Source organism: Martelella alba, from assembly GCF_005217455.1.
Classification (GTDB): Bacteria; Pseudomonadota; Gammaproteobacteria; order Enterobacterales; family Enterobacteriaceae; genus Acerihabitans.
This window is the reverse complement of the sequence record NZ_SZPQ01000011.1, coordinates 61,493-82,962: the sequence shown is the minus strand read 5'-3', so window position 1 is coordinate 82,962 and position 21,470 is coordinate 61,493. Positions and strand designations below refer to the sequence as shown.

The window sequence follows — 21,470 nt, the reverse complement described above, 5'->3', positions numbered from 1 at the left end:
GTCAGATCCCGCTAAACCAGTTATAGCCCTGATCTTCCCAGTAACCGCCGGGATTGGTGTCGCTCACGGAAATGGCCACGATATGCTTGGCATTTTTGAATCCCAACTTGGTGGGCACCCGTAGCCGCAGGGGAAATCCATAGTCGGCCGGTAACGCGCGACCGGCGAAATCCAGCGCCAGCGTGGTTTGCGGATGAAGCGCCGTCGCCATGTCGATACTGGAATAATACCGGTCCGCGCAACGGAACCCCACGTAGCCGGCGCGCAGATCCGCGCCGATATGCTGCAAAAACAGCCTCAGCGGCACCCCGCTCCACTGCCCGATGGCGCTCCACCCCTCAATACAGATAAGGCGGGTAATCTGACCCTGTTGCGGCAGGGCCTTTAACCGATCCAGGGTCCAGGGGGTTTTGTCGGCCACCCGGCCGGAGACGTTCAACCGCCAATCGGCCACATCCACCTCCGGCACATTATATTCGGGATAGTAGGCATTGAATGGAAAGGGCCGGGTAATCTGGTCGGGACGATAGGTTTGCGCCAAGCGCCGACCGCTGAACAGCCAGGCCTGGACCCGATCATTCCAGCGCGACATGGCCCACAGCACTTTATCCACATCGTCGCCGTCCTGCATATTACAGCCGCTGAGCAAAGACAAGCCGCCCAGCGTCAACCCCGAGCGCAGCAGCAAGCGCCGCTGCAAGCGGTATAGCGCCCTACGCTGATCCGGCTCCAGGTTGGGTCCGGGTTTTGCCGGTTTAGTCATCGGCCATGTCCTCCGGTTTGCGGCGCAGGCGGCCGGTGATCATCGGCGGCAAGGTGGACGGGACAACCAACACCATGAGCAGGTGGATGACAACAAAAACACCAATACCGCTCATGGCGAAAAAATGGACGTAGCGCGCCCGGTCGAATCCGCCGAACAGCGCCGCCAGCCCGCTCAGTTGAACCGGTTTCCAGATGGAAAGACCGGACAGCACCAATACGATACCGCACAGCAACACCAGCCAATAAAGGGCTTTTTGCACGGCATTATATTTTCCGGGGGAGTGAACGAGCCGAAAACGCAAGGCCGCCGTCAAATCCGCGATAACCGTGCGGGGCGTAACCGGTAGAAAATCCCGGCGGAAATGACCGCTGGCCAGGCCCCACAGCAGGTAGATCAGCCCATTGAGGGCCAAAGCCCACATCACCGCCAAGTGCCAGGCAATGGATCCCCCAAGCCATCCCCCCAGGGTCAGCCACTGGGGAAAGTTGAAGGGAAACAGCGGGGAGGCGTTGTAGATGCCCCAACCGCTCATGAACATGCCGCACATGATAATCACATTCAGCCAATGGGTTAACCGTACCGGCGCCCTGTGCAACCGGATGGTCGGCGTGTTGGCGTTTTCGCTTATCGACATGGCGCCTCGCTTTATGACCTTGAGCGGGAAAAGGCCCGGCCGGGGAAGGGGCCGGACACGGTATTGTTATCCGTTACATGGGCGGCACGGTGCCGTTGATACCGGCCACGATCCGGGCGGCGACCATGGGCTTGGCGTTGCCCGGCGCCGGGAAGAGGATGATATGCGCTCCCGGCGCCAACAACGCGCGGCTACCAGGTGACAACGTCACAATTGGCACGTCATCCGGCACCACCACTGTCTTTTCACCGTTCTGGTACTTAACCGTCATGGTTCGGCCATTGGCGTGAACCAGCGTGCCGACGGTGCCGTTGGTCATGGTGCCCTTACGGCCATCGGCGCCTTGCCAAGGCCGAAAGCCTTCGCCGGTACCACGCATGGAGGGATCGAACACGTGCACTTCCAGCGCTTTCAGGGTACCGTCCGGTTGCGGCGCGGCGGCGGTGCCGATAAAACTATCGGGCTTGATATCGCTGATATTGCCCTTCGCCACCGCCGCGATGCCGGTCTTGTCGGTCAGGGTGGCGGTGACCGTCTGCCCCTGCCGATCGGTGAACTGCAATTGATCGCCGCTGACCTGCGTAATGGTGCCGCGCATCGGCATCGGGGGCCGCGCCGGTTCATCCGCCGCGCGCGCCGCGAGAGCGCTCAATGTCAAGGCGCCCGCCAGAATTCCCGTCAAAAAGAGATGCTTCGCCATGAAATTCTCCTGTGAGTTTTATCAATCCGGCCTGTCGCGCCGGCTCTTTCCGCATCGGTAATACCTGATCCGGCCGTTTTCTCCCCCTCAGCTTGGCAAACCAACCCGGTCCGGCGCATGACCGTTCCATGACAATAATGTCATCAAAGCGCGCCGGACAAACTGATACACTGACTCATGTCCCGCAACATTCGCTGTGTGGCGATCATCGGCCGGAGGGCATATCGGGATGCGTATATTGATAGTAGAAGATGATGACAGCACGGGCGAATACCTGCGCAAAGGCCTGGGCGAAGCCGGTTATCGGGTGGATTTGGCCCGTACGGGCACGGAAGGCCTGTTTCTGGCCCTGGAACAGGAATATGACGCCATTGTGCTTGATGTCATGCTGCCGGGGCTGGACGGCTGGCAGGTGATGGAAATCATTCGCAAGAAAAGCGACGTGCCGGTGCTGTTTCTTACCGCCCGCGATCAGGTTCAGGATCGGATCCATGGCCTGGAGCTGGGCGCGGACGATTATCTGATTAAGCCCTTTTCTTTTACGGAACTGCTGCTGCGCATCCGTACCCTGCTGCGGCGCGGGGTGATCCGAGAGGAAAACGATTTCCATCTGGCCGATTTGCATATCGACATGCTGCGGCGCAAGGTGACCCGGCAGGACATGGCGATTATCCTGACCAACAAGGAGTTCGCCCTGCTGTCGCTGTTCGTTCGCCGCCAGGGAGAGGTGCTGTCCCGGACGCTTATCGCTTCGCAGGTCTGGGATATGAACTTTGACAGCGATACCAATGTGGTGGATGTGGCGGTCAAGCGTCTGCGGGCCAAAATGGATCGTCCGTTTACGGTGAAACTGATTCATACCGTGCGCGGTATCGGCTATGTCTGCGAAGTGCGAACATGAAAAACCCGTCATTGTCTTCCCTCTCCCTGACCGCGCGTCTGACGCTGTTGTTCGCCATCCTGGCCGCCCTGGTGATAAGCGCTGTCGGATTTTATCTTTACGGCGATATGGCCCGCTCCCTGCGTCATCAGGCGGCGATCCAGACCTCTGGGCGGGTGGCGTATTTTCGCGGCCTGCTGGGCAATCAGTTTCCCATTGCCTTGCTCAGCGACAATCCGCACCTGTTTGAAAATATGCTGGGCAACGAGCGGGATATCCTGATTTTTCAACGCCCCGGCCAGGCGCCGCTCATTAACGTCAATCCCGGCCGGTACGTATTGCCGCCGGTAACGGCGGTGCGTAACGGCATGCCGCTGACCCTTGACGCCGTACACGCCGCCCGTACGCCCGAGGGCGTGCCCATCCGTTTCGTGACGGCCTGGGCCGATATTGATGGTCAGCTGCCGATTCGAATTACCGCCGGCCACGTGATGGTCAACGAAACCCGGATGTTGGCCCAATACCGCAACAGGATTATCGAAACCGTGATCGGCGCGTTTTGCCTGATAGCCTTAATGGGGTATGGCGTGTTGCGCCGCGGGCTCCGGCCGCTACGGCGCATGGCGGCGCAGGCGGAAGGCATCCATCCCGCCACGTTGAATACCCGGCTGACCGAGCAAGGCGCCCCCCCTGAGCTGCACCAGGTGATCCGGTCATTTAACGCCATGCTGGATCGGCTGGCGGACGGATATCAGCGGCTTAGCCGGTTCTCCGCCGATTTGGCACATGATATCCGCACCCCGGTTAACGCCCTGATGGGACATTGCCAGGTGGCGCTGTATCAACGCCGCCCCGCCCAGGAATATGAAAGCGTGCTGGTGCGAATCAGTGAAGAACTGGAGCGGATTTCCCGCATGGTGGAGAATATCCTGTTTTTGGCGCGGGCCGGCGAGGCGCAATCCGCTATCGCGCCGACACCGCTGCCGCTGATGGCGGAGTTGCAGCGGGTCGCTGATTATTTCGAGGGATTGGCCGAGGAACGGGGGCTGACCCTGACCTGCCGGGGCGAGGGGACGGTTCGGGCCGACGCCATGCTGCTGCGCAGAGCGCTGAGCAATTTGGTGGATAATGCCGTCCGGTATGCCGACGCCGATAGCGCCATTGTGCTGGAAGGGCGGCGCCGGAATAACGGGTTGCTCATCGAAGTGATCAACCGCGGTCCGCCGATCCCGGCCCGACATCTCGACAAACTGTTCGATCGTTTTTACCGCGTCGACGCTGCCCGTACCAGCAGCGGCAACGCCAGCGGCCTGGGTTTGTCTATCGTGCGGGCCATTATGCAACTGCACCGGGGCAGCGCCGCCGTCGTTTGCAGCCCTGAGGGGGAAATCCGCTTTAGCCTGTTTTTTCCCGACGAGACGCCCACGGACCGGGCCGCCTGAGCCGCTTTGTCACCCTCGCCGCCGCTAGCAAGCCGCCAGATGGCCGCCGCCATAATCATGAAATCGCTGCGGCGGGCTGCGGTAACCGGCGGGCTTTATGGGGTCGGGCCGCTCCATATCCGCCAGAAGCGGGCGAAAATCCCGTTTACGGCTCACATCCAGGGACGGCACCGCGCTGAGCAGCCGCCGGGTGTAGGGATGACGGGGATAATGCAATACCTGATCCCGCGGCCCGATTTCAACGATTTGGCCACAGAACATGACCGCCACGCGATGACAGATCCGCTCCACCACCGCCATATCATGGGAAATAAACAGATAGCTCAGGCCATAGCGTTCACGCAACCCTTCCAGCAGTTCCAGCACTTGCGCCTGTACCGAAACGTCCAGCGCCGATACCGATTCGTCGGCGATAATGACCTTGGGGTTCAGAGCCAGGGCTCGGGCGATACAGATGCGTTGCCGCTGGCCGCCGGAAAACTGATGGGGATAGCGCGTTAGCGCGTCGGCGGTCAGCCCCACCTGCGCCAACAGTTCCGCCGTCCGTTCCCGGCGGGCCGTCTCGCCCAGCCGCTCATATAATAGCAACGGCTCGCCCACCAACTCGAAAAGGGTCTTACGGCTGTTGAGCGCCGCATAAGGATCTTGGAACACCATCTGGATATCGCGGCGCACCTCGCGTAGACCGGCGCCGCGCAGCCCGTTCAATTCCCGTCCATCCAGCCGGGCGCTGCCGTTGAAAGGGATCATATTCAACAAGGCCTTGCCGGTGGTGGATTTACCGCAGCCGCTTTCGCCCACCAAACCGAGGGTTTCGCCAGGGAACAGATCGAAGCTGACGTTCTCCACCGCGTGCACTTGCCGTTTTGGCCGGAACGCCGGGCCGCGCACCGGAAAACGGACCGTCAATTCCCGAACCGACAACAAGGGTTTATCCGCCGTAACCGGCGCCAGTGGCGGCGCGGCGCCCAACACCGGCACCGCCGCCAGCAACCGTCGGGTATAATCCGCCCGCGGCGCGCTAAACAGTTGCGGGGCGGGCAGTTGTTCTTCCACCCGCCCTTGCCGCATCACCACCACTTCATCCGCCATTTCGGCCACCACCCCCATGTCATGGGTGATCAGCAGCAAACTGGTGGCGAAATCCCGTTGCAGTTCGCGCATGAGTTGCAAGATCTGCGCCTGAATCGTCACATCCAGCGCGGTGGTCGGCTCGTCGGCTATCAGGATTTCCGGCTGGCAGAGCATCGCCATGGCAATCATGATCCGCTGGCGCATCCCGCCCGACAACTCATGGGGATATTGCGCCAGGCGTTTTTCCACCTGGGGCAGCTTGACCGCGTCCAGCATGGACAGGATACGACGCCGAATCTCGGTCCTCGTCAAACGTTCATGGCGGCGCAAGGTTTCGGCCAATTGCTGCTCCACGGTCATCAGTGGATTCAGCGATGTCATCGGCTCTTGGAAGATCATCCCCATCCGTTTGCCGCGCAATTGCCGCATGTCGCCTTCGCCCAGCTCCAGCAGATCCCGGTTGTCGAACACAATGGCGCCGCCAGGCACCACCGCGCCATCGGGCAGCAACCCCATGATGGCGAGCGACGTCATTGACTTGCCGCTGCCCGATTCGCCAGCGATACACAGGGTTTGTCCGGGCAGCAACGCGAAACTGACATCGTCCACCACCCGGCGCGCGCCGAATGCGATAGTTAACCGTTCAACGGAGAGCACCGGCGATTCACTGGCTGTTTGCATCGTCCTTCCTCACGCCAACACCGTTTTGGGAAAATAAAACGACACCACCCAATTTGGCGCGTCGACGATTTCGCTGATGCGCAGATCACCGCATACCGAACAGAGCATATAGGCGTCTTCGGCCCCCATTCCCTCTTCCCGGCACAACCAATCAATGGTATGGCGCAGCGCGTCGCGGGCCGCGATCATCAAGTCATCGCCGATGCCGGTGAAAACCTCGTAACCGGCCCCGTCCAGATGGCGGGACACCGGACCGGGGGTACTGAAACGCGGCGCGGCCAGCGGGGTGTTTTTAATGAGATCCAGGCGTAATACCACGTCCATGGCGCTTTCTATGGCGGTACCGCACACCTCGCCGTCCCCTTGGGCGGCATGGGTATCGCCGATGGAAAAGAGCGCCCCCGCCGTCTCCACCGGCAGATACAGCGTACACCCGGCAGTGAGATCGCGGATATCCAGATTACCGCCCACCCGGCGCGGCGGCACCACGGAATGCCGACCGGGCGCGGCCGGCGCCACGCCGATGGTGCCGGCGAAGGGTTTTAACGGTACTTTACCGTATTCACCGAAGGCGCAAGGCGCCATGCTATGCCTGTCATAACGCCACAACGCCAGCGCGGGCGCGGCAAACTGGTCCGCCAGCAGGCCGAAACCGGGGATCACCGCCGTCCAGCCGAAACCGCTTGGCCGAAACTCATCGAGAGTCACCTTGAGGATATCCCCCGGCTGGGCGCCCTCCACATAGACCGGTCCGTTAACCGGGTTTATCCGGTCGAACGGCAGGCCCGAAACATCGGCCGCCCTGGATTGCGCGGTAAAATGGCCGTTACCGGAATCCAGGCAATGAAACTCCAGTATTTCCCCCGGCGCCACCCGAACGGCCGGCGCCAGGGCATTATCCCAGCCGAAATGATGCTGGGCGTGATGAAGGGTTTTCACCAGACAATGCTGACACATAACTTTCTCCCGTTACTCCCTGGCTCGGCCCGTGTCGGCCATGCCGGTCGTCATCATGACTTTATCCAGATGGCATCGTAATTAACCGGCACATGCACCGGATCCACATACAGGGCATCCGCCCCGCCCATGCGCGCCGAGTGCACGGTGAACCGTTTTTCATTGAAAATCGGCACCCAGGGCGCGTCGTTCATGGCCGCGATAAAGATCTTCCGCCACTGGGCGACCCGAGCCCCCTGATCTTGCTCACGGGTCATGGCGTCGGCCTTGGCCGCTTCGGCATCCAACGTCTTATTGCAGTAACGCGACCAGTTCCAACCACCATCGACCGCCCCCATGCAACCGAGGATCGGGCCGTAGAAGTTGGACGGATCCGGGAAATCGGCAATCCAGGCCATGCCGCCGGACCAGACCATGGGCGCCTGATCCGCCGAACCGCCGGCGGCGATCACATTGGCCTGCGCCAGCGATTTAATGGCCACGCGAATACCCACTTGCGCCAAATCCTGTTGAATGGACTGAGCGATACGCGGTTGCGGATCGGTATTCATAACATACAGCTCGGTGGCGAACCCCGTGGGAAATCCGGCTTCGGCCAGCAATTGCCGGGCCTTGGCGGGGTCATAGGCAAACCCCTGGTAGCTTGGGTCGTAGCCAGGCATGGCGGGTGGTAGCGGCTGATTGGCGGGCGCGGCGCGGCCGTTAATGATTCGCACGATCCGGTCTTTGTTGATAGCCATATTCACCGCCTGGCGCACGTTGAGATTATCAAAAGGGGGCAGTGTGGTTTTCATGGTGACATAGCCGGTTTGCAATTGATCGCCCGCCACCATCAACCCGGCGTATTTCGGATCATGCCGGAATTGTAAGAAACGGGCTGGCGGCACGCCGTCGCCGGCAATATCCACTTCGCCCTTCTCCAGCCTGAGCAAGGCCACCGACGGGTCCTGACCGATTTCAAAACGGATGGCGTCCAGATGGGGAACGCCGCCTTGTAGTAGTGCGGATTTTTTTTGAACACCAGTTCCTGGCCCAGCTTCCATTCGCTCAGTTCGAACGCGCCGGTGCCCACCGGATGTTTGCCAAAATCCGCTCCCCACTTCGCCACTTCCTCCTTGGGCACAACCGATGCGAAGTTTAGCGCCAGCACATGCAAAAAGGTGGCATTGGGTTCTTTGAGGGTGATTTTCACCGTTGACGGATCCACCACCGTTATACCGCTCAGACGATCGGTTTTACCGGCGGCCACATCGTCGTACCCGACGATGGCGCTGAAAAAACCGGCGCCGGGGCTTTGGGTTTTCGGGTTGACCGTGCGCTCCAGCGAATATTTCACGTCATCGGCGGTCAGCGCGCGGCCATTATGAAATGTCACGCCCTTGCGCAAGGTAAAGGTATACACCCGGCCATCATCGGAGACGCTATAGTCCTGCGCCAAATCCTTCACCAGTTCCGTGGTGCCCGGTTTGTAATCCATCAAGCCATCGAACAAGCTTTTGATCATCGACCAGTTCTGCCAATCATAGCCGATGGCCGGGTCCAGCGTGGCGACGTCGTTTTGATAGGTCACCACCGCCTCGCCGCCGTCTTTGGCCTCCTCCGCCTGGCCGCCGCCGGCATACAGCGCAGCCGCCAGGGCCAGCATAAGCAAACATTTTTTCATTACCTTGCTCCTGTTACTGTTTTTTTATATCGATGCGAGGATCGACCCACGGCAAAAGCAAATCCGCCAGCAAATTCCCCAACACAATGGCCACCGCCGAGACGGTGGTCACCCCCACAATGACCGGTATGTCCACTTGCTGAATGGCCTGCCAGGCCAACTGGCCGATACCCGGCCAGCCGAACACCGACTCCACCACCACCAGCCCGCCGAGAAAGACGCCGATATCGATACCCATCATGGGTATCAACGGCAGCACGGCGTTCGGCAGGACATGCCGCACGACCACCCTCGCCCGACTGAGTCCCTTGGCCCGGGCTGTGCGGATAAAATCCTGATGCAATACCTCAATCATGGATGAACGCAGCATGCGCGAATACCAGCCGCTGCCGAGGATACCCAAGGTCAACGCCGGTAGCGCCAGATGGCTGAAGCCGCCATAGCCGCCCATGGGAAACCAGTTGAGCATCACGGCGAACAGATAAAGAAACAGCATGGCGGCAATGAACTGCGGCGCGGACACGCCGATAAAAGACAGCGCCATAAGCATCCGGTCGGCCAGACCGTTACGGTTTAGCGCCGCCAGCGTTCCCAGCACAATGCCGATTGACAGTTCGCAGACGATGCCGGCGGCCATCAATTGCAGCGACGGCCCGACGCGGGCGGCAATAAGTTCACTGACCTCGCTGCGCTGGATAAACGAACGGCCCAGATTTCCGTGCAGCAAATCGACCAAGTAACGCAGATATTGCCGGTAAAACGGCAAATCCAGCCCCAGTTGGTGACGGATACTGGCCACCACCTCCGGGGTCGCGCTGCGTCCGGCGATTTGCCGGGCCGGATCGGCCGGCAGCATGAACAACAGCAAATAGCTTATCAATGTCACGCCCAGCAAGATCAGCAAGGCATGACCCAGCCGGCGGCTGAGAAACGGCAGCATTAGGAACGTCCTTTCAATGTGGGATCCAGGGCATCGCGTAGCGCGTCCCCCAGTAAATTGAACGATAGCGACAGCGCCACGATGGCCGCTCCCGGGAAAAACACCAGCCAGGGCGCCGATGTGAAATACGTCTGGCTTTCAAAGATGATATTGCCCCAACTGGCGGTGGGCGGCTGTACGCCGACACCAAGAAACGACAAGGTGGCTTCCAGCAATACGGTGGTGGAAATACCCAGGGTGGACCAGACCAGGATGGTCGGCGCCAGATGCGGCAACAAATGGACGCCAAGGATCCTGAGCGACCCGGCGCCGAGCGTCCGTTCCACCGCCACGAAATCACGGGCGCCGAGCGTGGCGGTTTCGGCATAGATCACCCGGGCTATCTGCACCCAGTTGACCATGGCGATCACCATGGCGACGATCCAGACACTGGGCTGGAAGATCGCCGCCAGCGTCATCGCCAGCAGCAACGCCGGAAACGCCATCATCAGGTCGGTAAAACGCATCAGCGCGCCGCCCAGCCGACCTTGCACATATCCGGCCGTCAGTCCGACCAGTGTGCCGATCGCCACCGCCAGGCCATTGGCCGCCACGCCGATCAGTAAAGAAGTACGGGCGCCGTAAATCAGCCGGGACAGCAGATCGCGGCCAAGCAAATCGGTACCAAGCCAGAACCGGCCGCCAGGGGCCAGGGGCGCGCCATCCATACTCAACCCCTCGGTAAACTGCTCGTTGGGATCAAACGGCGAGCACCAGGGGGCGAACAGCGCCGCCAACACCACCACGCCGATAAAGGCCGCCGACAGGCAGACCGCCGGCCGGCGCCAGAAAGTGTTCACGCCGGTCATCCGCGCTCCCCCCGTCGCGCGAACGGATTCTCCTCCCGCCACTGCCGACAGATATCCTCAATTCGCCGGTTGGTGCGCATGGATTCCGCTCTCAACCAGGCATATGCCTGCTGTTCGTCCATATCCCATCTCACCATCAACGCGGCCAGGGTCTGCGCCAGTTCGCCGGTCAATCCCAGACGGCGGCGGGATTGCGCCAAATCCCGGCTGTCCTCGTTCAGTTGCCGACGCAGTCCGACAGCCATCATCAACGTGGTAAAAACCGCCCGCTGATTAATGGGCTTGGGTAATAAGGCGGTGGCGCCCAGGTCGATGGCGCGCTGAATCTGCGACAACGCCTCATGGGAAGTCAGGGCGACGATGGGCAACCCGGCCTGGTTCAATTGCGCCAGCACACCCGGACTGGCAAAGTGCTCCAGTTCCACCAGCGCCGCGCTAAGCGTATCGGACGACAACGGGGCGTCCCGCTCTACCGTCAGCCAGCGCACGCCCATGCGAAGTAAGCTTTTTTCCAATGCGGCCAGACTTCTGGCCTCGCAATCCACCAACAGCAGCGGGTGGGTTGCAAAATCCGGCGGGATCAGGGTCATTTGATAATCCTCAATGATCGGCCTGTGGCCCGTAGACGGTCGGACACAGGTTGTCGCAAATCGGTCTGGGTCAGATAAGGGTCGGGCGCCAGACAGCGGTTTTCGCTGTGAACCAGTTCCAGCACGCCGCCGCGTAATTCCGCGATATGACAAGGAAGAAAGGCATGGTTGTTGCGGCGGGAGATTTTCAGTGACCCCATAAAAGTGACATTGTCACTGTCGTATAACGCGTCGCAAATCTGCTGGGGATCCATCACGCCGGTTTGCTGCAACGCCCGGGCGAACAGCCGTACCGCCAAATAGGCGCCGGTATAGTAATGGGAATAGTGCCGGGTACCATGGCGCCGCTGCTGGCGGGCGCAAAACAGCGGATCGGCCGTTGCGAAAAACGGCCCGCACGTCAGCAGCCGGAGTGCGCGGATGCCACCCAATTGATCCAGTTCCGCCTCGGTAAGATTGCAGCTCAGTACCGGCAACGCGATACGCCGCTCAAGACAAATAGCATCCAGTCGGCGTAAAAACGCATAGGAGGATTCTCCCACCAGGTTATTCAATACAAAAGAGGGTGAGCCGGCCAGCACGCCTTGTACCGCATCCTCCACCTGGGTATGCCCCAGATGCAGGTACTTTTCGCCAGTGATTGTTCCGCCGGCGACAGTCACCACCTCGCGAGCGATACGATTGCTTTCCCAGCCCCAGACATAATTGGAGCCAATTAGAAACGCCCGCTGGCCGAAATGCTCCAGCGCCAGCCGCAATAACGGTATCAGGGTTTGGTTGGGACAACCGCCCAGATAAATGACGTGCTCGCTGCTCTCAAAGCCTTCATAAGGCGAGCCGTACCATAACAGGGCGCTGTGCTGTTCCAGATCAGGAATGATCTCTTTGCGGCTGGCCGATGTGATCGTGCCAAAAATATGCCTGACGCCGGCCTCAATCAGGGTGGCGACGCCCTCGCCATAGGCCGCCAGCCGGCCCTGGGGATTAATATGCCGGGCCTGGAGCTTGAAATCGTAGCCGTCTTCCTGGTTGATTTCCGCCAGGGCATCCAGCGTACCCGACAGGGCGCTGGCCGCCATATGGCGGTAGGTGCCATCGGTGGACAGTAAAATGCCGATATCGATTCTGCGGCGCATGTCTTTCTCCAAAAAAAAACCTGATCGTCCCTTACGGGAGGATCAGGCTTCATTACCTGCATAATGCTTGTCGGCAAGACTTATCGGACGATACCGTGCTTGGGTAGCTCAAATTATAACGTTAGCGGTGTCATGAAAATATCGTGCCAATCTCGCATAGCGGGTTTGGGCCGCTGTCAGGCCGGGTTCGGCTTGAACGGCGTCGGCGAATACGCCCCAAAAATGCGCAAATGCACCAAACCAGCGCACCCTGATTTGCCGCAGGCGGCGCGGCGCAACGGGATGGCCCGCTTAGCGATTGACGTCCACCACCAGCCGACCGCGGACTTTGCCCGCCAAAAGATCGCCGGCGGCCGAGATAACGTCGCCCAAGCCAATTTCCCGACTGATGCTGCCCAGGACCTTTTCATCCACCAACGTAGACAACCGTTGCCATGCGGCGGCGCGATCCGCCAGGGAACGCATAACACTGTCGACCCCGGCCAGCGTTACGTTCCGCAAAATAAACGGCGCCACCGTGGCCGGGAAATCCATACCCTGGGCCAGGCCGCAGGCAGCGACCACCCCTTGATATTTAAGACCGGCGCAGACATTGGCCAGGGTATGGCTACCGACGCTGTCGATGGCTGCCGCCCATTGTTCCTTGCCCAACGGGCGCCCCGGCCCGGAAAGCTGGGAACGCTCGATCACTTCCGCCGCGCCCAGCCGCTGCAAATGCTCGGTTTCCTCCGGCCGTCCGGTAGAGGCCGTCACCTGATAGCCCAGGCGCGAGAGGAACACAATGGCGAAATGCCCCACTCCGCCATTGGCGCCGGTTACCAGCACTTTGCCCTGCTCCGGCGTGATGCCGTACTTTTCCAGCGCCATTACCGCCAGCATGGCGGTATAGCCGGCGGTGCCCACGGCCATGGACTGCCAAGGAGTCAGTCCCGCCGGCAGTGGGATCAGCCAATCACCGTTGAGTCGCGCCTTTTGCGCCAATCCGCCCCAATGCTTTTCGCCAACGCCGCAGCCGTTCAGCAGCGCCAAATCGCCGGGTTTGAACGCGGGATGGCCGCTCAGTTCCACTTCGCCGACCAAGTCTATGCCCGGCACCATGGGAAACGCCCGCACCACCGGTCCTTTACCGGTAATAGCCAGGCCGTCTTTATAATTGAGGGTGGAATAGCGCACATTGACAAGGACATTGCCGTCCGGCAACTGCGCCTCGGCCAATTCCGCCACGCGAGCGCGATAGCCTTGATCGTCTTTCTCAACCAGTATTCCGTTGAACATGATAAATCCTCTTATTTAGACCGATCGTCTAGTAATGAACAAAAAAATCACTTCGGCAAACCGGCAAAGAAACCCGTTGCAAACCGCTGGAGCGGACCGGCGTTGCCCGCCAGTCGCGCACGCATCACTGCCCCTTCCCAGCCGATCCAGAAGTAATCCGCCAACGCATCGCAATCGGCATCCGGCGCCAGTTGGCCCTGGGCGCGCGCCAGCCGCAGGCAATCGGCCACCCGCGCCTGCCATTGCTGAAAAATGGCGCTTAACTGCTGCCGGTAATCCCCGGGCAACGCATTGATTTCCTGACCAAGATTGCCCACCAGGCAGCCGCGCCGAAAGGCATACTTCTCCATACCCCGCTGGGCGTCGTCCATAAAGGCCCTTAGGCGATCCAGTGGCGCCAGATCGCTATCTTGCAGGCAGCGATCCAGCTTACGCAGAAAATAGCGGCCGTAGTAGGCGATAATCTCGCGGCCAAACGCCTCTTTGCTCGCGAAATAATAATAAAACGACCCTTTGGGCACCCCCACTTGTTTGAGGATACCGTCAATTCCCGACGCGGTAAAACCCTGCTCGGTCAAGACGGCGGTACCACCGCGAATCAGCATCAAACGCGTGTCGGCGGCATCGCGGGCGATTTTCGGCGGGCGCCCCCGCCTTTTCAAAGAGAGGTTGGTCATGATGGGGAAAAATATAGACCAATCGACTATAAAATACAATCGGCCTTATGCGCGGCCTGACGGCACGCGGGCCGGTTCGGCGTTGATGCCGGAACGCGCTTTACCGCGCATAAACCATGCGGGAATGATCGCCAGAAAAAAGAAAATCGCCACGACATAAAAACCGTCCTGGTACGCGAACATTTGCGCTTTAGGCACCAGCATGCTTTCCAAATAGCTCATGGCGCCGGGGGGTACGCCTTCCGGCAGTCGGGTACCGAACGGGTTGCCCCAATGGCTGAACAGAATCGACAATCGATTGATGGCTTCGGCGGCGGCGGCGTTATCGGCGGTCAGCGCCTGCGCCAAGGCATCGCCGTGGAAAGTGGTTCGCCTGTCAATGACGACCGACAACACGTTTACGCCAAAAGCGCCCCCCAACTGACGGATAAAATTCAGGCTGCCCGATCCCTGCGCCAGTTTATCGGGCGGCAACGCCCGCAACCCGCCGGCGTTCAACGCCGGCAACATGACACCCAGGCCGATCCGGCCCAACACCACCCAGCCGGCCAACGTCCAAAAGGGCGTATTGACGTCGACGCCGCCGGATAACAAGCTTGATAAGGCAAAAATCGCCAATCCGGCCATCACCGGCAAATGCGGCGGCATCCGGTCGCTTAACTGCCCGGCAATGGGAAAAATCAGGCCCAGTACCAGACCGGACGGCATTAATAACAACCCGGATCGGGTCGGGGTAAAACCCTGCACCGTCTGTACAAACAACGGCACGATATAGGTGGAGCCATAGATGCCGGCGCCCAGGGCGAATGCCACCACACAGGCGGCGGAAAACCGCAGATTGTTGAACACCCTTAAGCTCAACAGCGGCTGCGGGGCGAAAAGCTCCCACAGGATGAAACCGGCCGTGCTTATGAAGGCGGCGGCAAACATGCCGATGATAAAGAAGGAATTCCAGCCTTGACGTTGTCCATTGGACAAGGCCGTCAATAATGTGGTCAGCGCCGCGACCAACAGCGCGAAACCCAGGCCGTCGAACCGGCGGCGCGGCGCCGGCGCCCCTTTTTCCTGACCGGGCATGATAAAAAATGATGCCGCCATGCCGGCGACGCAAAACGGCACTACCACCAGAAAGACAAAGCGCCAGTCGTACTGATCGACCAGCAAACCGCCCACCGTAGGCCCCAGCGCCGGCGCCAGCACCACGCCCACCCCATAAATGCCCATGGCCTTACCCCGCTGGGACGGCGGGAATACCTGGGAAAGCACCACCATGGCCATGGGCTGGATAATTCCCGAGGCGCTGCCTTGCAGGATGCGCGCCAGTATGACTTCCGTGCCGCTATCGCTGGCGAACCCCAACAGGCTGCCGAGGATAAAGACCGCCAGCGCGCCGACCAGGGTGCGCCGATATCCGAATCGCTCCAGTGTCCAGGCGATTATAAGCATCGTGGCGGTCATGGAGGCCAAAAACGCGGTGGACAGCCATTGGACCTGATCATTGCCCAAACCGAAGGCCCCGGCGATGTCGCGCATGGCGATATTCACTATGGTGGCAGTGGCGGTAGTGGCAATGGTGCCCAGCATCACCGTGCCGGTGGCCAGCCAGCGATAGGAGGGACCAAATCGCGCTATTTGAGCCTCAATGGGAGACATCGATCGATACCTCAACCATCAAGCCGGGTCTCATCCGCGCATCAACGTTATCCAGCGCGATACGCACCGGCACCCGCTGGGTGATTTTGGTGAAGTTGCCCGACGGGTTGGGACTGGGCAACAATGCAAACTGGTTGGTGGCGCTATTGCCCACTCTTATCACATGGCCGTGGCTCACCAGGCCGGGATAGGCGTCCACCGTCACATCCACCGGTTGTCCAACGGCGATATGTTCCAGATCGGTTTCCTTGACATTGGCTTCCACCCAGACATCCTTCGGGTCATGCACCATCATGACCCACTGTCCGGTCTGCACGTAGTCGCCCACATCGGCCAGCGTGCGATCCACCACGCCGTTCACCGGCGATCGCAGCGTCCTATCGCTGATTTCCTGCCGCAACTGATCCGCCTGGGCATGCAATGAGAGCAATTGCTTGCGCTGCATATCGATCTGCCTGTCCAGCACCTGCAACTGCCCGCGCTGCGCCTGGGCATCGGCCAGGGCCGCTTGTTGGGAAAGCACCTGCGCCTGGGCCTGGTTCTGTTCATCCTGCCGTTGTAACAAGGTGGTATGGCTTTCATCCCATTCTTTACGCGACACCAGGCCGTTTTTCACCAAATTATCATCGCGCTGAAAATTCACCCGCGCCAGCGCCAACTGGTGCCCGGCATCGGTCAGCGCCGTTTCCTCCACGGCTAACTGCGCCTTGGCCTGATCCCGTTGCGCCGCCGTGGTGGCGTCGGTGGTTTGCCGCTGGGCTTGGGTATAGCTCACCTGGGCTTCAGCGGATGCGATATTGCCCTCCACTTCCGCCAACCGTAAACGGGCGTCGCGATCATCAATCCGCGCCACGACTTGACCTTTTTTGATATGATCGCCGTCAATGACCGGCCGGGCCATCAGCCAGCCATCCACCCGACTGGCCATGGTGATGACTTCGCCGTGAATTTGCGCATCATTTTCAGTCACATGGTTCAGTCGCCAGCGTAACCAACTAGCAAACCAGATAATCAACGCGATCAGTATGATCGCGCCGAGGATGAACATGACTTTTCGGCGCCGGCCAAGACGGCGAATTCCCCGCATGGAACCACGACGGGGCGTTTGCGTTTCAAGGCTCATGACAACTCCTTGTCCACCAGCGCCAAGCTGGCCAATACCTGTTCCAACATCACATTCATTTTTATCAGTTCCTGATCGCTTACGGTCGACAACACCTGATTTCTCACCTGTAAGGCCATGCCTTCCACCTGCTCCACCCGCTCCAGGCCCAGCGCGGTCAAATGAATTTCCTTGGCGCGCCGGTCTACGCCTTCATGGCGCTCAATAAACCCCAGCCCCTGGAGGTTATCCAACAGCCGCACTACGGAAGACGCATCCAGGTAGATGGCTTCCGCCAAATCTTTTTGCAGCATGGGCTTTTCGGCCCGCGCCAGATACAGCAAAGGAACCCAGGTGGCTTCGGTCAGGCCAAAGGGCTGCAACTTACGGTTGATGACCCGGCGCCATTGGCGGGCAGTTTGGGCAATCAGGTTGGCAAAACGGCGTTGGGGCGTGAGCGGACAATGGGATTGTGACATGTGGTAATACGTTTAACCAAATAATTGACATGTCATTAATAAACTACCTAACGTAATAGTTGTCAAGAGCGCTGTCCGGGCGGAGCAAGGGAACGATGACCAGCAAAGAAAAACCCCCGTTGATGGCGAGGCGATACCCATGGGTTTTCAGCCGCCAAATTCAGGTCTGTGATGAACCTCTCGGCTTTAAACATCATTACTTACAACTGAGACTTTTTTAGATTTCAAGCAATGTCTGCAATGTCGACCAGAATCATATTGTCGATAACGACAAGTGATTATTGCAGAGGATGCTATGGATTTTATCATTCAGCTAGCGGTTATTCTGGCTTGCCTGCTTTATGGCGCCAAGAAAGGCGGTATCGCCCTGGGATTGTTGGGCGGGATTGGGCTGGTCATACTGGTCTTTATTTTCCATCTCGAACCCGGCAAACCGCCGGTGGATGTTATGTTGGTGATTATCGCCGTGGTGGCGGCATCGGCAACGTTGCAAGCCTCCGGCGGTCTGGACGTCATGCTGCAAATCGCCGAACGGTTGCTCAGGCGCAACCCGAAATACGTCTCCATCGTCGCGCCTTTCGTGACCTGCTTTTTAACCATTCTCTGCGGCACAGGGCATGTGGTCTACACCATCCTGCCCATCATCTACGATGTGGCCATCAAAAACAATATCCGGCCGGAGCGGCCCATGGCCGCCAGTTCCATCGGCGCGCAAATGGGCATTATCGCCAGCCCCGTGTCCGTGGCGGTCGTCTCATTGGTGGCGATGCTGGGCAATGTCACCTTTAACGGCCGGCATCTGGACTTTCTCGATTTGCTCTCCATCACTATCCCGTCCACGCTATGCGGCATTTTGGCCATCGGAATATTCAGTTGGTTTCGCGGAAAAGATCTGGATAAGGACGAGACATTTCAGAAGTTTATTTCTGTGCCGGAAAACCGCCATTATGTCTATGGCGATACCGCCACCTTGCTGAATCGCAAATTGCCCCGCCGCAATTGGATAGCCATGTGGATTTTTCTGGCAACCATCGCCGTGGTGGCTATTCTCGGCGCCGTGACGCCATTGCGTCCGTCATTTGGCGGCAAGCCGCTGTCCATGGTGCTGGTGATCCAGATGTGCATGCTACTGTCCGGCGCGCTGATTGTTATCATCACCAAGACCAACCCGGCCGATATCTCCAAGAACGAGGTTTTCCGCTCAGGCATGATAGCCATTGTGGCGGTTTATGGCATCGCCTGGATGGCCGAGACCATCTTTGGCGCGCACCTTAAGGAAATCGAGAACACGCTGGGGTCTCTTATCCGCGTTTATCCCTGGACATATGCCCTGGCGTTGCTCATCGTTTCCAAGTTCGTCAATTCCCAGGCGGCTGCCCTGGCGGCGGTCGTGCCGCTGGCCCTGGCCATCGGCGTCGACCCGGCGTATATCGTCGCCTCGGCGCCGGCCTGCTATGGCTATTATATTCTCCCGACTTACCCCAGCGATCTGGCGGCAATTCAGTTCGACCGTTCCGGCACCACGCATATCGGTAAGTATGTCATTAACCATAGTTTTATTTTGGTAGGTCTGATCGGCGTCGGCGTTTCCAGCGTGATCGGCTGGATATTGGCGGCGGCCTACGGTTTACTGTGAAATGGCCGTCCGACGCGGGCCGTTCCCGGCCCGCGTCGGGCAGAGCGTCGATCATTTGGCCGGCAGCGCGGCGAAAACCCGCCGGCAAAGCGTCGCTTTTCGCTGGGAATGGGTAATCAGTGAGCAAACGGTCGATTTCAGCGGTTTTCACCTTTGACATCGGTCCGGACCCCCGCTATGATGCCATCCACTTGCGATTCCTCTGTAGTTCAGTCGGTAGAACGGCGGACTGTTAATCCGTATGTCACTGGTTCGAGTCCAGTCAGAGGAGCCAATTTCCTGTTTTCATGCATCCTAGCGAATCCTTATATTATTTTGATTCAACAGGTTAGCGTGAAAACTCTTCCCGATGTATTTTGATTTAACCCTCCGCATCGGGAAAAATTGGTGGTCAAATCTGGGGTCAGGTTGGTTCGATAATGGAGTGACCCCCATATGTCCCTTTCCGACGCGAAAATCCGTACGCTCAAACCTTCTGATAAACTCTTTAAAGTCTCCGATTCCCACGGTCTGTATCTGCTGGTCAAGCCGGGCGGCTCCCGTCACTGGTATCTCAAGTACCGTATAAACGGTAAGGAATCCCGCATTGCACTGGGTGCCTATCCTGCCGTCTCCCTGTCTGACGCCCGGCAACAGCGTGAAGGTATCCGTAAAATGCTGGCACTGAATATCAACCCGGTACAGCAGCGTGCAGTTGAACGCGGAGCCTGCACACCGGAGAAAAAGTTTAAAACCGTGGCGCTGGCGTGGCATAAAAGCAATAAGAAATGGTCGCAGAACACCGCCGACCGTCTGCTTGCCAGCCTGAACAATCATGTATTTCCGGTTGTCGGTCACCTGTCAGTCGCAGAGCTTAAACCACGGCATTTCATTGACCTGCTGAAAGGGATTGAGGAAAAAGGCCTGCTGGAAGTCGCGTCCCGTACACGCCAGCACCTTAATAACATCATGCGTCATGCCGTCCATCAGGGGTTAATAGACACGAACCCAGCAGCAAACCTTGACGGCGTCACAACACCGCCCGTCAGACGCCACTATCCTGCCCTACCGCTGGAGCGCCTTCCAGAATTGCTTGAACGTATTGAAGGTTATAATCAGGGACGAGAACTAACCCGGCTTGCAGTCCTGCTGACGCTGCATGTGTTCATCCGCTCCAGTGAACTGCGTTTCGCCCGCTGGTCAGAGATTGATTTCCGAAACCGGGTCTGGACGATACCCGCCACACGCGAAGCTATTGCAGGCGTCCGTTATTCCGGTCGCGGTGCCAAAATGCGAACTCCGCATATCGTGCCCCTGTCAGAACAGGCTGTCACCATTCTGAAACAGGTTAAGGATATATCCGGTGAGTATGAACTGGTGTTTCCCGGCGACCATAACCCGTATAAACCGATGTGCGAAAACACCGTGAACAAGGCACTACGTCTGATGGGATACGACACGAAAAAGGATATCTGCGGGCACGGTTTCCGGGCAATGGCGTGCAGCGCCCTGATGGAGTCCGGTTTATGGTCACAGGATGCAGTGGAGCGCCAGATGAGCCATCAGGAGCGCAACACCGTGCGTCTGGCTTACATTCATAAGGCTGAGCATCTGCAAGCCCGTAAGGCGATGATGCAGTGGTGGTCGGATTATCTGGATACGTGCCGGGAAACTTATGTGCCGCCGTATATTCAGAGTCAGGAAAACAGCCACAAAGTCGCATGACACATCAGGCATAATAAAAATCATGAGAAAAGCCGTATCAGCCTATGTTGGTGCGGCTTTGTTCATTTAACCAGTAATTCAGAAAGCGACGGCTGACGGCATTCTCATAAGCATTAACCCAACTGAACATCTCAGTACCCGTAAAGCTATGATGCACTAATCGCCAGATTATCTTACTACGTTTGGAAAAACTTACATTCCACCTTATATCTGGAGCATTCAGAAAAATGATCAGACCGTTCAATCTGGTACAATTACACTAAATAAAAAGGCCAAAATTACTCCTGCCCACTTTCTAATAATTATTAGTATTACAGATTTTCAAGAAAAATTACAGGGGTATATTCTAATGGATTTGCTACAACATCCCGCGTGAGATTAAAAACCACAACAGTGTAGCATTTAAATTAATTAGACTAAAGTTAACATCTTATTTTTTCATCAAGCGCGCATATGAATGCTTCAAATTTTAAAAAATAACGTCATTCAACAAGGTTATTCAGCACAAAGAACCTTAAATGGATTCCAAAATTTGATAATCAAAGTGACATTTTTATCTAATAGTAATAAAACTATTTTTGTGATATCTTCGATTAGTTGATTTGATGTAAGATGCTTACTTTTAAGGTTCTT

The 21,470-nt window shown here is 58.3% G+C and carries 19 protein-coding genes, 1 tRNA gene and 1 pseudogene; 6 read left to right on the top strand and 15 right to left on the bottom strand.

All coding sequences use genetic code 11. The features are described 5' to 3' along the window. Position 1: 1 nt before the first annotated feature. The 3 genes from FCN80_RS09815 to FCN80_RS09805 all read right to left on the bottom strand — a co-directional run bounded on the left by FCN80_RS09815 (position 2) and on the right by FCN80_RS09805 (position 2,100). Complete coding sequence (locus FCN80_RS09815; protein WP_136989979.1) at positions 2–763, bottom strand: molybdopterin-dependent oxidoreductase; 762 nt, start codon at positions 761–763, stop codon at positions 2–4. Continuing rightward, positions 756–1,400, bottom strand: coding sequence for a cytochrome b/b6 domain-containing protein (locus FCN80_RS09810; protein ID WP_136989978.1), 645 nt, complete (start codon positions 1,398–1,400; stop codon positions 756–758). The genes FCN80_RS09815 and FCN80_RS09810 overlap by 8 nt, the downstream gene beginning before the upstream one ends. Positions 1,401–1,473: 73 nt before the next feature. Then, on the bottom strand, positions 1,474–2,100 hold the full coding sequence (locus FCN80_RS09805; RefSeq protein WP_136989977.1) for a hypothetical protein: 627 nt from the start codon (positions 2,098–2,100) through the stop codon (positions 1,474–1,476). A 229-nt stretch (positions 2,101–2,329) separates the two neighbouring features. Here FCN80_RS09805 and FCN80_RS09800 point away from each other — a divergent pair, with 229 nt between their 5' ends. After that, entirely contained in the window at positions 2,330–3,001 is a 672-nt protein-coding gene (locus tag FCN80_RS09800; protein WP_136989976.1) for a heavy metal response regulator transcription factor, read from the top strand. Continuing rightward, positions 2,998–4,422: a heavy metal sensor histidine kinase gene (locus FCN80_RS09795; protein ID WP_136989975.1), complete on the top strand. Its 1,425-nt coding sequence runs from the start codon at positions 2,998–3,000 to the stop codon at positions 4,420–4,422. The genes FCN80_RS09800 and FCN80_RS09795 overlap by 4 nt, the downstream gene beginning before the upstream one ends. 24 nt (positions 4,423–4,446) lie before the next feature. Here FCN80_RS09795 and FCN80_RS09790 read toward each other — a convergent pair whose 3' ends face one another. The 12 genes and pseudogenes from FCN80_RS09790 to FCN80_RS09735 all read right to left on the bottom strand — a co-directional run bounded on the left by FCN80_RS09790 (position 4,447) and on the right by FCN80_RS09735 (position 17,497). Beyond that, positions 4,447–6,177, bottom strand: coding sequence for an ABC transporter ATP-binding protein (locus FCN80_RS09790; RefSeq protein ID WP_136989974.1), 1,731 nt, complete (start codon positions 6,175–6,177; stop codon positions 4,447–4,449). A gap of 9 nt (positions 6,178–6,186) precedes the next feature. Further along, positions 6,187–7,134 carry an acetamidase/formamidase family protein gene (locus tag FCN80_RS09785; RefSeq protein WP_136989973.1) on the bottom strand — a complete coding sequence of 316 codons (948 nt, stop codon included), beginning with the start codon at positions 7,132–7,134 and terminating at the stop codon, positions 6,187–6,189. A gap of 53 nt (positions 7,135–7,187) precedes the next feature. After that, a pseudogene (locus FCN80_RS09780) lies at positions 7,188–8,797 on the bottom strand (ABC transporter substrate-binding protein). 13 nt (positions 8,798–8,810) lie between these two features. Further along, the gene (locus tag FCN80_RS09775; protein ID WP_136989972.1) at positions 8,811–9,737 is read right to left on the bottom strand and encodes an ABC transporter permease; all 927 of its coding nucleotides are present in this window, start codon (positions 9,735–9,737) and stop codon (positions 8,811–8,813) included. Continuing rightward, complete coding sequence (locus tag FCN80_RS09770) at positions 9,737–10,585, bottom strand: ABC transporter permease (protein WP_136989971.1); 849 nt, start codon at positions 10,583–10,585, stop codon at positions 9,737–9,739. Before FCN80_RS09770 ends, FCN80_RS09775 begins: the two co-directional genes overlap by 1 nt. Beyond that, positions 10,582–11,175 carry an ANTAR domain-containing response regulator gene (locus FCN80_RS09765; protein WP_136989970.1) on the bottom strand — a complete coding sequence of 198 codons (594 nt, stop codon included), beginning with the start codon at positions 11,173–11,175 and terminating at the stop codon, positions 10,582–10,584. Before FCN80_RS09765 ends, FCN80_RS09770 begins: the two co-directional genes overlap by 4 nt. Beyond that, positions 11,172–12,311 carry a transporter substrate-binding protein gene (locus FCN80_RS09760; RefSeq protein ID WP_136989969.1) on the bottom strand — a complete coding sequence of 380 codons (1,140 nt, stop codon included), beginning with the start codon at positions 12,309–12,311 and terminating at the stop codon, positions 11,172–11,174. Before FCN80_RS09760 ends, FCN80_RS09765 begins: the two co-directional genes overlap by 4 nt. Before the next feature lie 291 nt (positions 12,312–12,602). Beyond that, on the bottom strand, positions 12,603–13,586 hold the full coding sequence (gene acuI, locus FCN80_RS09755) for an acrylyl-CoA reductase (NADPH) (RefSeq protein ID WP_136989968.1): 984 nt from the start codon (positions 13,584–13,586) through the stop codon (positions 12,603–12,605). Between the two features lie 47 nt (positions 13,587–13,633). Next, positions 13,634–14,248 carry an acrylate utilization transcriptional regulator AcuR gene (gene acuR, locus FCN80_RS09750; RefSeq protein ID WP_230492589.1) on the bottom strand — a complete coding sequence of 205 codons (615 nt, stop codon included), beginning with the start codon at positions 14,246–14,248 and terminating at the stop codon, positions 13,634–13,636. 60 nt (positions 14,249–14,308) lie between these two features. Beyond that, positions 14,309–15,916: a DHA2 family efflux MFS transporter permease subunit gene (locus FCN80_RS09745; RefSeq protein ID WP_136989966.1), complete on the bottom strand. Its 1,608-nt coding sequence runs from the start codon at positions 15,914–15,916 to the stop codon at positions 14,309–14,311. After that, on the bottom strand, positions 15,903–17,039 hold the full coding sequence (locus FCN80_RS09740) for an HlyD family secretion protein (RefSeq protein WP_230492588.1): 1,137 nt from the start codon (positions 17,037–17,039) through the stop codon (positions 15,903–15,905). The genes FCN80_RS09745 and FCN80_RS09740 overlap by 14 nt, the downstream gene beginning before the upstream one ends. After that, the gene (locus FCN80_RS09735) at positions 17,036–17,497 is read right to left on the bottom strand and encodes a MarR family winged helix-turn-helix transcriptional regulator (RefSeq protein WP_136989965.1); all 462 of its coding nucleotides are present in this window, start codon (positions 17,495–17,497) and stop codon (positions 17,036–17,038) included. Before FCN80_RS09735 ends, FCN80_RS09740 begins: the two co-directional genes overlap by 4 nt. A gap of 295 nt (positions 17,498–17,792) precedes the next feature. Here FCN80_RS09735 and FCN80_RS09730 point away from each other — a divergent pair, with 295 nt between their 5' ends. The 4 genes from FCN80_RS09730 to FCN80_RS09720 all read left to right on the top strand — a co-directional run bounded on the left by FCN80_RS09730 (position 17,793) and on the right by FCN80_RS09720 (position 20,837). Further along, positions 17,793–19,133 carry an anaerobic C4-dicarboxylate transporter gene (locus FCN80_RS09730; protein WP_136989964.1) on the top strand — a complete coding sequence of 447 codons (1,341 nt, stop codon included), beginning with the start codon at positions 17,793–17,795 and terminating at the stop codon, positions 19,131–19,133. A 1-nt stretch (position 19,134) separates the two neighbouring features. Further along, positions 19,135–19,290, top strand: coding sequence for a hypothetical protein (locus FCN80_RS26420; RefSeq protein ID WP_170975360.1), 156 nt, complete (start codon positions 19,135–19,137; stop codon positions 19,288–19,290). Between the two features lie 41 nt (positions 19,291–19,331). After that, positions 19,332–19,407, top strand: a tRNA-Asn gene (locus tag FCN80_RS09725). Positions 19,408–19,568: 161 nt separating this feature from the next. Continuing rightward, complete coding sequence (locus FCN80_RS09720; RefSeq protein ID WP_136989963.1) at positions 19,569–20,837, top strand: tyrosine-type recombinase/integrase; 1,269 nt, start codon at positions 19,569–19,571, stop codon at positions 20,835–20,837. Positions 20,838–21,470: the final 633 nt, after the last annotated feature.

What these genes read in the sequence shown, in the direction of transcription:
- FCN80_RS09805 (WP_136989977.1), bottom strand. Translation starts at nt 2,100, where the DNA reads ATGGCGAAGCATCTCTTTTTGACGGGAATTCTGGCGGGCGCCTTGACA.
- FCN80_RS09815 (WP_136989979.1), bottom strand. Translation starts at nt 763, where the DNA reads ATGACTAAACCGGCAAAACCCGGACCCAACCTGGAGCCGGATCAGCGT.
- acuI (WP_136989968.1), bottom strand. Translation starts at nt 13,586, where the DNA reads ATGTTCAACGGAATACTGGTTGAGAAAGACGATCAAGGCTATCGCGCT.
- FCN80_RS09760 (WP_136989969.1), bottom strand. Translation starts at nt 12,311, where the DNA reads ATGCGCCGCAGAATCGATATCGGCATTTTACTGTCCACCGATGGCACC.
- FCN80_RS09730 (WP_136989964.1), top strand. Translation starts at nt 17,793, where the DNA reads ATGGATTTTATCATTCAGCTAGCGGTTATTCTGGCTTGCCTGCTTTAT.
- FCN80_RS09740 (WP_230492588.1), bottom strand. Translation starts at nt 17,039, where the DNA reads ATGAGCCTTGAAACGCAAACGCCCCGTCGTGGTTCCATGCGGGGAATT.
- FCN80_RS09795 (WP_136989975.1), top strand. Translation starts at nt 2,998, where the DNA reads ATGAAAAACCCGTCATTGTCTTCCCTCTCCCTGACCGCGCGTCTGACG.
- FCN80_RS09800 (WP_136989976.1), top strand. Translation starts at nt 2,330, where the DNA reads ATGCGTATATTGATAGTAGAAGATGATGACAGCACGGGCGAATACCTG.
- FCN80_RS09770 (WP_136989971.1), bottom strand. Translation starts at nt 10,585, where the DNA reads ATGACCGGCGTGAACACTTTCTGGCGCCGGCCGGCGGTCTGCCTGTCG.
- FCN80_RS09765 (WP_136989970.1), bottom strand. Translation starts at nt 11,175, where the DNA reads ATGACCCTGATCCCGCCGGATTTTGCAACCCACCCGCTGCTGTTGGTG.
- FCN80_RS09810 (WP_136989978.1), bottom strand. Translation starts at nt 1,400, where the DNA reads ATGTCGATAAGCGAAAACGCCAACACGCCGACCATCCGGTTGCACAGG.
- FCN80_RS09745 (WP_136989966.1), bottom strand. Translation starts at nt 15,916, where the DNA reads ATGTCTCCCATTGAGGCTCAAATAGCGCGATTTGGTCCCTCCTATCGC.
- FCN80_RS09790 (WP_136989974.1), bottom strand. Translation starts at nt 6,177, where the DNA reads ATGCAAACAGCCAGTGAATCGCCGGTGCTCTCCGTTGAACGGTTAACT.
- FCN80_RS26420 (WP_170975360.1), top strand. Translation starts at nt 19,135, where the DNA reads ATGGCCGTCCGACGCGGGCCGTTCCCGGCCCGCGTCGGGCAGAGCGTC.
- FCN80_RS09720 (WP_136989963.1), top strand. Translation starts at nt 19,569, where the DNA reads ATGTCCCTTTCCGACGCGAAAATCCGTACGCTCAAACCTTCTGATAAA.
- FCN80_RS09785 (WP_136989973.1), bottom strand. Translation starts at nt 7,134, where the DNA reads ATGTGTCAGCATTGTCTGGTGAAAACCCTTCATCACGCCCAGCATCAT.
- FCN80_RS09775 (WP_136989972.1), bottom strand. Translation starts at nt 9,737, where the DNA reads ATGCTGCCGTTTCTCAGCCGCCGGCTGGGTCATGCCTTGCTGATCTTG.
- FCN80_RS09735 (WP_136989965.1), bottom strand. Translation starts at nt 17,497, where the DNA reads ATGTCACAATCCCATTGTCCGCTCACGCCCCAACGCCGTTTTGCCAAC.